Annotated in this window: 6 protein-coding genes; 1 reads left to right on the top strand and 5 read right to left on the bottom strand. The window is 42.3% G+C overall.

What is annotated here, in order from left to right:
* Nucleotides 1-46 precede the first annotated feature (46 nt).
* From VIM89_RS16755 to VIM89_RS16775, 5 genes are all read right to left on the bottom strand, one after another.
* The gene (locus VIM89_RS16755; protein ID WP_488157326.1) at nucleotides 47-1,072 is read right to left on the bottom strand and encodes a LacI family DNA-binding transcriptional regulator; all 1,026 of its coding nucleotides are present in this window, start codon (nucleotides 1,070-1,072) and stop codon (nucleotides 47-49) included.
* Nucleotides 1,073-1,284: 212 nt separating this feature from the next.
* Complete coding sequence (locus tag VIM89_RS16760) at nucleotides 1,285-2,283, bottom strand: c-type cytochrome (RefSeq protein ID WP_488157327.1); 999 nt, start codon at nucleotides 2,281-2,283, stop codon at nucleotides 1,285-1,287.
* Nucleotides 2,284-2,307: 24 nt separating this feature from the next.
* Complete coding sequence (locus VIM89_RS16765; RefSeq protein WP_488157328.1) at nucleotides 2,308-3,720, bottom strand: aryl-sulfate sulfotransferase; 1,413 nt, start codon at nucleotides 3,718-3,720, stop codon at nucleotides 2,308-2,310.
* A gap of 85 nt (nucleotides 3,721-3,805) precedes the next feature.
* Nucleotides 3,806-5,323 carry a RagB/SusD family nutrient uptake outer membrane protein gene (locus tag VIM89_RS16770; RefSeq protein ID WP_488157329.1) on the bottom strand — a complete coding sequence of 506 codons (1,518 nt, stop codon included), beginning with the start codon at nucleotides 5,321-5,323 and terminating at the stop codon, nucleotides 3,806-3,808.
* A 46-nt stretch (nucleotides 5,324-5,369) separates the two neighbouring features.
* Nucleotides 5,370-8,483, bottom strand: a complete 3,114-nt coding sequence (locus tag VIM89_RS16775; protein WP_488157330.1) for a SusC/RagA family TonB-linked outer membrane protein — start codon at nucleotides 8,481-8,483, stop codon at nucleotides 5,370-5,372.
* A gap of 1,303 nt (nucleotides 8,484-9,786) precedes the next feature.
* On the opposite strand from VIM89_RS16775, the gene VIM89_RS16780 reads away from it, so the two are divergent.
* Nucleotides 9,787-14,055 carry an MBG domain-containing protein gene (locus tag VIM89_RS16780; RefSeq protein WP_488157331.1) on the top strand — a complete coding sequence of 1,423 codons (4,269 nt, stop codon included), beginning with the start codon at nucleotides 9,787-9,789 and terminating at the stop codon, nucleotides 14,053-14,055.
* Nucleotides 14,056-14,339: the final 284 nt, after the last annotated feature.

The following is a 14,339-nucleotide window of genomic DNA, read 5'->3' on the forward strand; positions in this document are numbered from 1 at the left end:
CGCAAACGTTTGACTGATTTTAAGGCATTGTTGCCCCGCTGTTAAATCATTGCTTACGGTTTTCAACCAGCTGTGATTCTACGATACTTTTATAGTAAGCGCTTTGCTCATCTGGCGCATTTTCTTTACGGGCTAGCAGGTCAAGCAATATCTCAGCAGCCTTTTGTCCCTGCAGGTAAGGGAACTGTTCAACGGAGGCAATCGGTATATGCTCAATATAATTTACCAGCGGCAAATTGGAATAGCTTACAAACTCGATGTCCTTGTTGATCTCCAGGTTTAAGCTGCGCGAATGTTTTATTGCGAACAGGGCCACATAATCATTAAAGGTAACTATGGCGGTAGGCTTTCTCTTATTGTTAAGCAACTCATTCAAAGCGGTAAGAGTTCCCTCTTCGGTCAGATCGCAATTCACCACAAGAGAAGGGTCGAATTTCAACCTGTTTTTAACCATTGCCTTGATATAACCTTCCTTCCGTTCGTTTGTGGCAAATAAGGTTGCCGGGCCATTGATCATTCCTATAGCGCGGTGCCCTCTTTTCAGCAAATAATTAACTGCCTCGATGGTACCTGTTTCCATATTGCAGGCCACGTAATGAATATTCGGGATGGTCGGAATGCGATCAAAAAACACGATGGGGATATCGTATTTCTTCATTAGCTCAAAGTGATCGTATTTCGATGTATTCTTTGCTACCGATACCAACAAGCCATCCACCCGGTTATTTTTCATTTTTTCGATCAACTGCCGTTCACGCTGCTCATTATCGTGTGATTGACCTAACAATACGGTGTAATTCTTATGGTAAGCAATATCTTCAATAGCGCTGATGGCAACTGAGAAGAATGTTTCGGTCAATTCAGGCAGGATAACCCCAATGGTAAATGTTTTGCCTTTTTGGAAGGATATGGCGTTTTGGTTGGGCTCGTAATTCATATCACGCGCTAGCTTTTTTATCTTTTCGCGTGTGACAGCACCAATGCTGGGGTGATCGTGCAGAGCCCGGGACACAGTTGATACCGAAAGGTTCAACAAACGTGCGATCTCTTTTATAGTTACCGGCCTCGACATAAAAACAATCTAATAAATTACCCCGTCCCAAGGTAGCAATTTCAGATTGAATTCATAATTACTTAACCAAAGAAGCTATAGTATAATACACTGCAAACGTTTGCGTATAGTTACAGCGGTGTATAACAGCCTTTTCTGAGAACAAAAAGGGAGCTATTTCTTTATGAAATGCTCCCTAAGTTAATTAATCAATCAATCCCTATAAAGGTTCTTTAATATGTTGGTTCAATTCCCCTTCCCTTCCAATAATCAACAATAGGTTTATATGGCCCGTATTTATGTTGCTGCTCCGAGAACGGATCTTTAAACGGTCCCCGGTCATAGTCTATCGCTTTTTCTTCGGCGTTAGGATATTGGAATTCCTTTACCGGCGGCCGCTGATGAATTTTATCATCATTAATAAAAGCAGCCAGATCAAGTGCCTGCGCAGAAGTAAGGTATGGCTTATCATGGGTAGCTTTATCATAAGGCATATTCGATACCAGCCATTGCGCCATTTTAACTATACGATGCATGCTCGATCCGGGTTGATAAGCTTTTAGTCCCCACAATGGAGGATATTTATAAGTACTGTTATCCAACCTCATTTCCCCTTGACCGGAAGTACCATGGCAACGGGCGCAATTGTCAGCATATAACACAGCGCCTGCTGCCGGTGATGCAGCGGTATCGGGTAATTCGATCTCCACATTCTTAAGGCCTTTGGTGGCTTTGGTTACACTTGCGGAATCGCTCAGCCATTTTAGGTACGACATAATCCCGATCATCTCACGGCTGTCCAAAGGCAGCGGTTTACCCAAATGCGGGTGCATAATGCAGTTGTTGATCCTTTCGGCCAGTGACAATACCTTGCCTTCGCGGGCACGGTATGATGGATAGTGACGAAAAGCCGTTACCAGGTTTAATGAATATGGTTTTGTGCCTGCATCCTGGTGGCAGTTGGTACAATTCATTTTATTGCCCAGGTATTTACCGTTGACACCATTAGGGCCAATATAATAAGCAGTACGCAACATCAGTTCCCGACCATATTTTATGGCATCGCCAAATTTGTCGTGTGGTATTTTTGTAGTGTCTACGCTGACAATCGCAGAGTCTGCCTTTGCTTTGTTTTCGCTTTCCTCACCTTTGCTTTCGCTGCACGATGAGTAAAGCTGCACCATGCCCACAACAATCAATAGATAAATAATGTACAGATAGCTCTTTTTCATTTTCCTCAATTTATTCTGTCAATATTATGGTTTCAAATAAGGGGCAAGTTCGCTGCTCCTTATAAATTCGGCCCTGTAAGTCGGCATGGCTGTTTCCATTGTCCACAGCAGATTGCCTTTTCTGTTGGTCAGCACTACCACATGCCGTTTTGAACAGCATACCAATACCGATGTATCATTGACCAGATAGGCGCTGCCCATCCTTCCGTTGAATACCTCTTTCGGCAGTTTGATATGCATATCGATTTGCGAGGTCCGGTTCTTTTCATCCAGCTTTATAGCAAATACGCCTGATTGCTTCTTCTCAACACCGTTATCAAAAAACATCAGGTTGCCTTGCGAATTGATATGCACCGCGTGCGCCTGCGTAAAATCGCACTCAGCTGGCTTAGCTATTGTTCCACCTCGCCCAAATTTCCATATTAGCTTACCTGTATGCGCGTCGATCTTCCATATTTGCCCATTATTGTAGAAAGACATAATGTAGTTGCCATCCTTATCAAAATTCAGGCTGTTGGCATGCATCCAGTCCTTCCTTGTTTTTACAATGTTTTTATCAGTTAGTGGATTGAGCACATCAAACACACTCCAACTCCACAACTTTTTGCCGGTTTTATCCAGTACGATAATGCCGTCTCCGCTTATTGTATCTTTTTTGCCTCCACCGACAGAACTTAAATCCATGATCTTTTTATCGACATAGATGGTGACCAGCTGCCCTTTATCATTTTTGATGACTTCGTGATGGATGGTCATCTGTTTGAAATCGTTTTGACCTTGTTTCAGGTGCAATACCGTATCACCGAGCATGTTGAGCTCCAGTATCTCATGCCCATAGCTTGTTGGCTCGGCATTACTGCCCAAAATGGAAATTATGGTATGATCTTTTGTGAAGTGGATCACCTTAAAACCAAGTCCATCTACCATGTGGTACCAGCGGATAATCCCTTTTGTATCGACGAAATAAGCTACGCCCGGCGCATATCTTTTATTGATCAACATCAACCCATCTGAAAAGGTGGATGGAATTTTTGCTGATTTAGCGCTATCAGCTTTAAACTGTTCCTGCAGGAACATAGGCAAAGCATTCGTCTTAAAAGTGTAGGTCTTGCTTACCTTTTTTATACTGTTCTTTTCAGTTATGATATGATAGGCGTAATCCGTTTGGGCGATAACATTACAAAGGATCAATGAATGCTTTTCGGCATTATGCGAAACAGTCGACAAGAATTTTCCGGTATCCGTCCCGCCTGTTTTCCAGTATTCAGCATACACGTCGGCCGGTTGGGTAGTGATCACATTGATCTGAATTTTCAACTCATTATGGTTATGCACTCCTACCCTTATCTCTTCGATATTCAAACCACTGCCTGAGCAACCTGTCAGGATTGCGGCAGCAGTAATTACAGTTATGCATTTAGTCAAAAACTTTATCATTATTCAGATCATTATTCCCCTTCTAAAAAAATCACCAGGATAAAGAAATCCTTACCCTGATGACGGAAATTTAATTTGGGTTTGTTTATTGTTGTCGTCCTGAATTATTCAAATTAGGATTTATCTGAACCTGATTCAAAGGATATGGGAAATACTGGTCACGCGGCAGTTGCACATGGGGCGTCTGGCCTGTTCGGCTCAAGTAAGCATTTACGATTACATCATATTTACCCATTCTCATCAAATCGGCCCTGCGTTTTCCTTCATAAAAGAATTCCCAGCCGCGTTCCTGCAAAATGGCATCACGCAATGTCGACTGGTCATAATTTGCAATAGTCAACAACGGCGCGTGTGACCTGCCTTTTACCTGGTTGATCAATGATATACTTTCAGCATTCGGACCATTCAGTTCATTCAATGCTTCTGCACGGCTGAGTAACACATCTGCATAACGCAAAATATCCACGCTGTGCCCATCGTAATAGGTTTGCGGACCAGTTGGATCTGCATATTTCATAGTGGCAACATCAGGCATGTAATAATCTCCTGCGGGAGCAGTAGCGCCCGGTGTCGGAGCTTCCATGTGTACAAGACCGTCAGTCCCTGTATAAACCGGGAAGAACTCTTTCTTCCTGTCGTCAGCATCATTAAACGTGTGATAGAAATCCCAGGTCACGGCATAGTATTGCCATCTGTTTTGGATAATCGGGTGCAATAACGGGCCAAAGTGGTTCAGCAGCTCTGTGCCATTCACGTTGGCATCACTCAGCACTGAGAATATATTTTCTGAACACCATTTGTTTTCTTCAGCAAAAAGGCCCTGGTATGAAGGGTAAAGCTGGTAAACATTCAGGTTCATTACCTGTTGTGCCATATCAGCCGACTTTTGCCACTGATGCTGGCGAAGATAGAGCTTCATTAAAAGCGTCATAGCGGCGCCTTTAGTAGCCCGGCCGGGATCGTTGGTACTATAAATACTGTTATTAGAATAGTCGACCGGCAAAGTATTTATGGCGGTATTCAGATCGCCGATCAGCTGGTTTTCAATATCCGCCACTGAGGTTACAGGAGGCGTGCTGGTATAAGCCGGGTTAGCCAGGTCTTTTTCGGTAATTAATACTACCGGACCCCACAAGTCTGTCAGGTCCATGTAACCTACTGCGCGCAGGAATTTCAGCTCGGCCAGGAACTGGCTTTTCTGTGCGTCAGTTATGCCTTTCATCGGAGTGATGTTGAAGATGGCACTGTTGGCATCAGAAATCATTTTGTATATCTGGCGCCAGTCTTCAGCGATCAAACCGTTTGCCGAGTTCCATTGAACTGACGAAAGCTGCCCAGGGTCGCCCCCGTAACTGCAATGCCCCAAATCGGTTGTAAGGTCAGTGAGTGCAAAATGCCTAACCGTCCAATAATCAAAGTTATCGCCTACTGACGGCCCCTTTAAGCGGCCGTATACCGCATTAACCGCAGCAATAGCATCCGATTCGGTTTGGAATGCGTTAGTATTTGTTAACGTAGTATATACCTTGGGATCAAGGTTCTTGTTGCAGCTTATCTGCGTAAGCGCTGTAGCTGCTATTAAGAGAAATATATATTTTTTCATTGTCTTCTATTTTATAATTAAATCCTTTACAGATAAATCTCATCAACTACTGAAGAGAAAGTCTTATACCCAAAGCATAAGTTCTGAATGCCGGGAATGCGCCGAAATCCAAGCCACCGCCGTAATTGGTCGACGCAGCACTTGTCGCATGTACGTTTACTTCCGGATCGGTACCTTTATATGAAGTGATCGTCAGCAGATTCTGTGCAGTTCCGTATATTCTTAATCCCTGTATGTGTTTAACGTGTGCAAATAGTGATTTTGGCAGGTTATAGCTTAATGAAAGTGATTTCAGTCGTAAATAAGAAGCATTTTCAACAAACCTGGAGTTTACATAACTTCCGTAAGTGCTTAGGAAATAACCTTCGCGCGGAATTGAAGTATTCTCATTTACACCAGGAACAAACCTGTTCAGTGCATCAGCTGAAGTGGTAGATTCCAGCACTAACCGGTTCATATCGTATAAGTGATAACCAAATGCGCCCTGGAAGAATACATTCAGGTTGAAACCTTTGTATTGAAAATCGTTACCAAAACCACCGATAAAATGAGGTGTGGTATTGCCCAGGTAAGTTCTGTCAGCAGGTGTTATTTGACCATCGCCATTCAAATCAGCATATTTTGGATCACCTGGTTTTGAATTAGGCTGAGGGGCATAATTTTCACCTGTTTTTATGGTGCCTTCATATACATAGCCATAAAGCTCGCCGAGCTCCTGTCCGGGAACCAGTTTGGTAAACTGCTGTCCTGAAACGGTACCGCTCGGATTAGCCGTGTTTGCATCTACTTCGTTAATGCCCGGGGCAAATGACAACAGTTTCTGTTTGTTGTAGGCGAAGTTGATCGTTGTATTCCATGCGAAGCTGGATGTTTTGATATTGACAGTATTGACGCTCAACTCGATGCCTTTATTTTCAATTGATCCGCCGTTTGCCCATACTGTGTTGAATCCCCAATATTGGCCGATAGGGACCTGCATCAGCAAATTAGTTGTTTTTTTACGATAAACGTCCACGGTGGCCGTGATCCTGTCATTCAGGAAACCCATATCAAAACCGAGGTCAAATTGTGCGGTGCTCTCCCATTTCAAATTAGGATTCTGAAGCGTAGCCGGTTCGATACCCGGTAATAACGTTCCATCAGAATTCAGAACAACGTTCCAGCTTGTAAATGAACTCAGATACAAATAATTATTATTGTTGGTTGTCGGTATGCGGTCATTACCTGTAACACCATAACTCGCACGGACTTTCAAATTTGAGAACGTATTCAGATTCTTGATAAAGCTTTCTTCGCCTAAACGATAAGCAATAGCTCCTGACGGGAAGAAACCAAAGCTGTTATTCGAGCCAAACTGAGACGAGCCGTCCCTCCTTAAGCTGGCAGTTACCAACAGTTTATCTTTGTAGCTATAGTTTACCCTTCCAAAATAGTCAGTAAGGGTATTTTGAAATTTGCTGCTTGAATATCCGTTAGATATAGAACCTGCCGTTAAGTTGTGATAAAGAAGTTCATCTGTCGAAAAATTCTTGGCGCTAGCATATAATGCCTCGCTAACATCTTTTTGGTTTGATGTACCTAACAGCAAATTAAAATCATGCTGCTCATTGATCTTGAACTTGTAGGTAAAGTAATTTTCAACCAGCCATCTGAAGGCGTTCTGATTTTGGATAGAGGCTATGCCGTGATTTGCCGCACCAGCCGGAATGGTACTTGGCGTGTACTTTCCTTCGTTAGAATCGCTATACTCGGCTCCCGCATTCAAGTGGTAGGTAAGATTTTTAAATATTTGATAGTCGACAGTTACACTGCCATTAAATAATTTACTTTCTAAATTATCTGTAGGCTCCAATAAATTAGCCAATGCATTTTGTACACCGCTGTTACCTGGCGGGATGTAAAAATAATAGGAACCGTCGGCATTGTAAATAGGCGCTGAAGGAGGGGCTGTTAATAAACCATAAAGCGGCGCCGTAATATCACCAGAATAAGATTGCAGGCTGGAGTTTGTACTGGCTCCATAAAAATTTGTACTTATAGTGAGGTCGTCCCCTACTTTCTTCTCCGAACCTATTCTGGCTGAATATCTTTGCATTCCGGTGTTTTTTAAAACACCAAGCTGGTTCAGGTAATTTCCGGATACATATAATTTCGAAGTCTCGCTGCCGCTGCTAATACTCAGGTTCCGGTTGTTTACATCAGCATTCTGCTCCGCTGCGTTAAGCCAGTTGGTGTTGGCTATTTGTGAACCCGCAGGAAATGGGGGCGTCTTCCCGTCTTCAGTAAAAGTTGCATTCTGTATCGATGCATATTGCGGTCCGGTTAATAATGCAGGCTTATAGGTTAAATATTGTCTGCCGTTTGATACATCGGCATCAATACTTGCCTTGCCTACTTTACCTTTTTTTGTGGTGATCAACACGACGCCATTGGCACCGCGCGAACCAAAAATAGCGGTTGCAGATGCGTCCTTCAGCACCTCGATATCCTCAATATCATTTGGATTTACCTGGTTGCCGTTGTCGGAAATAAAGCCGTCAACCACATATAATGGCGAGTTGCTGGTATTAAGCGAGTTACCGCCACGTACAGTGATGTTAATACCACCGCCCGGAGCAAAGTTTGATTGCTGCACCTGTACGCCAGCCGCTTTACCCTGTATAGCCTGTCCCACGTTTGCAGTGGTGCCGCCCAGGTTCAGGTCATCTGCCTTTATTGAGCTTAATGAGCCGGTCAGGTCGCTCTTTTTTACAGCGCCATAACCGATAACTACCACTTCCTGCATGGAGCGGGTATCTTCCTGCAGTTGTATATTCAGAGGGGTGGTGCTATCGGATACCGGAACTTCTTTGGGCAAAAATCCGACAAAGGTTACCACAAGTACCTGCCCCGGTTGGGCATCAATTGAAAACTGCCCGGTTGCATCAACCGCCGTGCCCTTTTGTGTTCCTTTTACTTTTACTATTGCACCAGGCAGTGGCTGACCTTTACTGTCGGTTACCTTTCCTTTTATTAATGCTATTGCATTCTCATGCTCTCCTTCCGGCCTTGAAGAAGCGAATACCGGTGGTAAAGCATTCAGATTTAAAGCCGTGACCAGGCACAGCATTGTGCCAATATTTCTGCGGCTCTTTAAATGTTGAAGTATATTTAGATTCATAATTAGTGAAGTTTAGTGGTTGGTTTATTTTATGATGAGTATTCAGGTATGTTGCCTGTTTTCCTGCAAATTCAAGGAGGCTGCCGGGTACTTTCCATAAACAATAACTTTAAACAATTAGTAAATGAGTGTTAATTCTGCGTTATCAATGATGGAAGGTAGAAAGGCGGTGAGACAGTTAAAGAATTGTACTTAACGCAAACGTTTGTGTTACAAAGGCGTAGTACCGATGGGTTTGGGAAGGAAACATCCTCAGATTTAGGACAATAGCATCAACTAAATACGCCAATCATCCATCAGATAAAATTTTGATTATTGAAGCGGCAGGGTATTACCAATTTGTTTGCAGAAAGAAAGATAAATTTCACCAACAAAATATCATTACAAACGTTTGCGTAGAATTACAGATCAAACTGCAGGGCTTTAGCCGACAGCACTTTCCAGGCAAATCCTTTGACTTTTTAGTCAATAACTTTTGCTTCCCGGATAATCATAAGGGTTTAGATTTTACAGTTCAAGAAACTACATAGCGACAATTTGTATGAAGTCAACCTAAAGCATTATCTTTACAAAACTGCAATATTTTATACTCCAGGCACATTATTCAACTTTTCATATTAATCTCTGTAAATAAGCAATTTACGAACTCACAATAGTTATTAACAAGTATGAGTATCACATTTATTAATTGATATTTAATATATTTTGATTAATAATATTCCGCTATCCATAAAAGTTAAGAAAAACCACTACCTATAAGCAATATACCTTTATAAATTGCTTAATATTAACAATTTAACTATTCCTACATTCTTGCCATAATTTCGGTATTGCTTCATCGCACGTTGCTGTTTTTTCTCAAAAATTCCCATCCCATTTTTTAATTTATTTATTATTCAAGCGATTAAGTTTAAATAATATATACACAAAACTGATTATCTGATAATTATGATAATTATTGTTTAAACTCATAATAATACTGACCATCCGCAGCTTTCCACAAAACATTTCCCCATTTCGAGGAACACGTCTAACCAACTGTATATCAGAAACATATTTCACAAACTCAAACTATATTATTCGGCAATAATTTGAAGTAATGCTATAAAAAAAGGCTTATTGAGCAATCCGGAAATTATTGGCATTGGTACGGAGATTGACCTATATGCGTGCATAATTTATTGAGGTACAGGCATATAAGTGTCAAGTATACACCTATGCGCTACCCTCTTATTAGATATGCAAAAAATAATAATCGAACTAAAGTTTTCTGTACATAAACCTAATCTAATTTTTACAGAATATGGTAGTAAAATATTTACTTGCGACACTGTCTGCATTAGCTAAGAAACTCACACCATCATCGGCGACAGAGCACAATGATGAGGGCAGCGCCTATACCTTTAATAAGGGTGGCATTAATTATTTAAATGTATCGCCCGCGTTAGGCAGATTTCTAAGGCGAAAGAGAAGGACAATAGATCTTTTGCCAAAGTCGATTATTATGGCGATCTCTTGCCTCTTGATCTTTATAGTGCCGTTTAAAACTTTTGCGGCCACGGCACCAACAACCCAAGCTTCCAATATAACCTTTACTGCTGTAAGCGGAACGGGGGCAACAATAAGCTGGACAAGAGGAAATGGCGGCTTGAGAGCTGTATTTGTCACGGCGACAACAACCGGCACTTCGACACCGGCAAATAACACTACTTATACTGCAAATACAATTTTTGGATCAGGCACTCAACTTGGAACGTCAGGCTGGTATTGTGTGTATGCCAATACAGGTACAACTGTAACCATAAGCGGCCTAACCCCCGGAACAACCTATCGTGTTTTAGTATTTGAATACAATACAGGAGGAGGCACCAATAATCCAGCTTATGATGTCGCTACAACTTCTCTTAAAACCTTCACAACACTACCAACTCTTTCAAACCTCTCGTTAAGTACCGGCGCAACAACGCCAGCTTTTTCTACGACAACCACTACTTATACACAAACTGTTTCTTATGCAACTACATCGGTAACTGTTACACCAACTTTAAGTACCGGGGTTACGGGAGCTACAATAAAGGTTAACGGAACGACAGTGGCATCGGGCTCAGCATCAGGAGCTATTGCTCTTAATGTAGGAATTAATACAATTACCACTGTCGTAACTGTAGGCGGCGCAACCGATACTTACACGGTCACTATAACCCGCTCGGCCCCGACTATAAGCTATGCGAGCTCAAGTTTTACTTATGCAACCGGCTATGCTATTTCGTCTTTGACACCAACAGTGACACCAACACCTAACGCCAATGGCTATGCAATAAGTCCGGCTTTACCAGCAGGGTTATCATTTGATATCGCTACCGGCATTATATCAGGCACACCATCAGCCACGTCTGCCGGCAATAATTATACAGTTACCGCAACCTACCCCGACGGATCAGTAGCTACTACAATCATCAATATCACAATAAGCAACACGGTTACACTAACCATCACTGCAACCAACATTACGCAGACCTATGGCTCTGTGGATGTATCCGGGATAGCTTTCACTTATAGCGGATGGATCAATGGCGATAGCCCAACCAGCATGATCGTGGTGCCATCTATAAGCACTACCGCCACCAGTGCATCAGGTGCAGGCACTTATCCTATTACTGTTGGAGGCGCACAAGCCCCTGCATACTATACAGTTGTATACAAACAGGGTACATTTACTATAAATAAAGCCGCCTTAATTATTGCGGCCACCGGACCTGCAATAGCCGTAGGTCAAAGTGTGAGCAATGCATATTATACCGTTAACTATACAGTGAACGGGCTCGTAAGCGGCGACTCGGTAGATAGTGTTTATATGTCAATTAATAATCCAAACGGTAACACTATTGGCGCCAGTTATACGGTCACTCCATCTTTAGCTGCCGGCACCGGAATTAGCAATTATAATATTACCTACACTTCATATGGCGGCACTATAGGACAAAATTATACCTGGACTGGCGCTACCGACACCAACTGGTTTACCACTACAAACTGGACACCTAACGGAACACCCGGCCCTAGTGATAATGCCATCATACCTGGCGGCACAGCAAATTCGCCCGACATTACAGCGAGCACAAATATCAACACCATATCATTTACTACCGGTACCGGTAACACCACACTTGCTGTTGATGCCGGCGTTAAGGTTTTATTTTACAATGGTTTTACCGTAAATAAAAATGTCAACCTTACCGTCAATATGGCGTCAACTACTTCACAGCTCACTGTCGGCACCACATCCAGCAGGGCTTTGCTGGATAACCTGGGTACCACAACTTTCAACAGCGGTGTTGTATACATCACCTACGGTCTCAATTATATATATAATGAGGCCTCCGGAACAGTTACATTCCAGAATGGTAATACGCTTGATATCGATGGCACCTCAGGACAGCTGGCAATGGAGAATTCCGGGTTTATGTACATCGGTACATCAAACTCAGCCTGTACTTTAAATATTGTCCACTCACAATCTGTAAATAACCAGGCATCGGGCAACTTTTACCTGGGTTCAACTTCAAGTATAAACTTCCTTGACAATGCTGCTCATGATTCGCATTTTAGTAATAATTTAGGTGGTAACTTCACCATCCAGTCTGACCAGTACGGTACAGGGTCAATAGGAAAAATACCCAATAACCCTGGTACCCACCAAAATTCATTCGACGGTCTGTTCACCTGCGAACGGTATATAAGTCCATACAGGGGATACAGAACCGTGGCATCGCCGGTTTATGCTGCTACGGTAGGCCAAAACAATGTTTACAGCCTTAACTATGTAAAAAACACTTCTTATATAAGCGGCACAAGCGCCACAGGCGGCTTTGATAAGGTAAGCCAAGGACCTACACTTTATCTTTTCAGAGAAGATATGACCTATTCAAACGCCACCTTTATCAGCGGCAATTTCCAGAGTATAAACAGCCTGACCAGTGGCAACAACGCAACGCCGACCTATACGTTTGATGTAACAGCGGGATCATACTCCATACCGGTTAGCAACGGGTTCTTATTCTTTTACCGTGGCTACAGGTATAGCTCTACTTACACTAAAGCACAACAATTTACTGCAGGCAATCCTGCTGAAGCATCTACCCTGTCTACAACCGGGTACCTTAACCAGCAGCAGGTAGTGTTCAGAGCCTGGTATACGCCAACATCTAACTTACTTGGCTATTCTAATTCAAATGTAGCTGCATTGGGCTTTAATCTGGTGGCCAATCCTTACGCATGCGCAATTGACTGGAACACCCAGCAGAATAGCTCAACCACAACCGGTATTTATGCTTTGAATTTATCGCCTTATATCTACGAGTTTAACGCGAGAACAGGAAACTATGATACCTATAATGGCGTTACTCACGTTGGCACAAATAACGGTACGCGTACCGTCATGAGCGGCCAGGCGTTTTTTGTATTGGCTTTAAATAGCTCTGCTCAACTTATTTTTAATGAAAGTGCAAAATCAACCACATTGCAAACCACAGGTGTAAACCTGCTTATGGGCAAACCGGCAGACCTGCTTGCCAGAACACAATCGCTGCGCCTTCAAATGTCATTAGATACGATCAATAAAGACGACACATTTATCAGTTTTGACCCGAACGCCAAAACAACGCTTGACTATACCGAGGATGCGCCATACAGGGCAGGATCAGGTAAAGTAAGCATTTCAAGTATGTCGAGTGATAATCAATCTTTGGCTGTAAATGTACTTCCATTTAACAACCAGGGCCAAACTATCCCGGTGAAGATCGGAGCAACAGCCACAGGCGCTTATACACTTAATATGACAGAGATTAATAGTATCCCTAAATTCTTTGATGTATTACTTGCTGATAATGAAACTAAAGATACTACTGATATGCGCAACGGGCCTTATAACTTTAATGTATCCTTGACTGATACCAATTCATATGGTGCGCATCGCTTTGCTGTTATCATGCGTCAAAATCCGGCATATGCTTACCAGCTACTCAATTTTAACGCACAAAAGGTACCCAATGTGCGCGAAGTACAGGTGGTGTGGGATACAAAAAATGAAGAGAACTACACCAATTTTACCGTTGAACGGAGTATAGATGGCGGGCAAACCTTCGCTGTATTAGGCGGGGTGCCGGCAACAGGCGCCGGTAATTATGGTTTTACAGACAAGAGTCCTATTGTAGGCATGAATTTGTACAGGCTGAAACAGGAAGACATAAACAGTAAGATCACCTATTCGCCAATTGTTCCGATAGGTTATGCAAATACTGTTAATGGCTTCGCTCAGAATAGTGTAAACATATACCCTAATCCGGCAGCAGGCAGGATTAACCTTGCAATAGCCACACCGTCTGCAGTGCCATCAAATTCATACAATATTCTGATTACAAACAGTTCAGGCAACATGCTTAAAAAGGTAACATCAAATCAGCCTTACTGGCAGGGAGATGCTACAGGATGGATGCCCGGAACATATATGGTGAAAGTATTTGATGCTAAAACACAATCCCTGATAGGGACAACTAAATTCATTAAACTGTAACTGATTAAATAAAGCCTTAAAGCCTGATCCGGCACAATTTTGACGAACGAGGATCCATAGCCTGATAACCTATGGATTCTTGCTCGCATATATATTATTTTGTTTATTATTTTTATAAACATACAATATTAATTCCATTTAATACCATCTCTTCTGCCTGCCTATAATCTGATATAAACAGCCTAAAATCGTATACTATAAATTTCATTAAAATCCGATCATCAGAAACCTGTTTTAATTCCAGGATTAAATACCATCATTGCAAAAATTTCATACAATGATTT

This window comes from Mucilaginibacter sp. (assembly GCF_036568825.1).
GTDB lineage: Bacteria > Bacteroidota > Bacteroidia > Sphingobacteriales > Sphingobacteriaceae > Mucilaginibacter.

Excerpts from the sequence above, each read along its gene's own strand:
- VIM89_RS16755 (WP_488157326.1), bottom strand. The coding sequence starts at position 1,072 with ATGTCGAGGCCGGTAACTATAAAAGAGATCGCACGTTTGTTGAACCTT.
- VIM89_RS16760 (WP_488157327.1), bottom strand. The coding sequence starts at position 2,283 with ATGAAAAAGAGCTATCTGTACATTATTTATCTATTGATTGTTGTGGGC.
- VIM89_RS16765 (WP_488157328.1), bottom strand. The coding sequence starts at position 3,720 with ATGATAAAGTTTTTGACTAAATGCATAACTGTAATTACTGCTGCCGCA.
- VIM89_RS16770 (WP_488157329.1), bottom strand. The coding sequence starts at position 5,323 with ATGAAAAAATATATATTTCTCTTAATAGCAGCTACAGCGCTTACGCAG.
- VIM89_RS16775 (WP_488157330.1), bottom strand. The coding sequence starts at position 8,483 with ATGAATCTAAATATACTTCAACATTTAAAGAGCCGCAGAAATATTGGC.
- VIM89_RS16780 (WP_488157331.1), top strand. The coding sequence starts at position 9,787 with ATGGTAGTAAAATATTTACTTGCGACACTGTCTGCATTAGCTAAGAAA.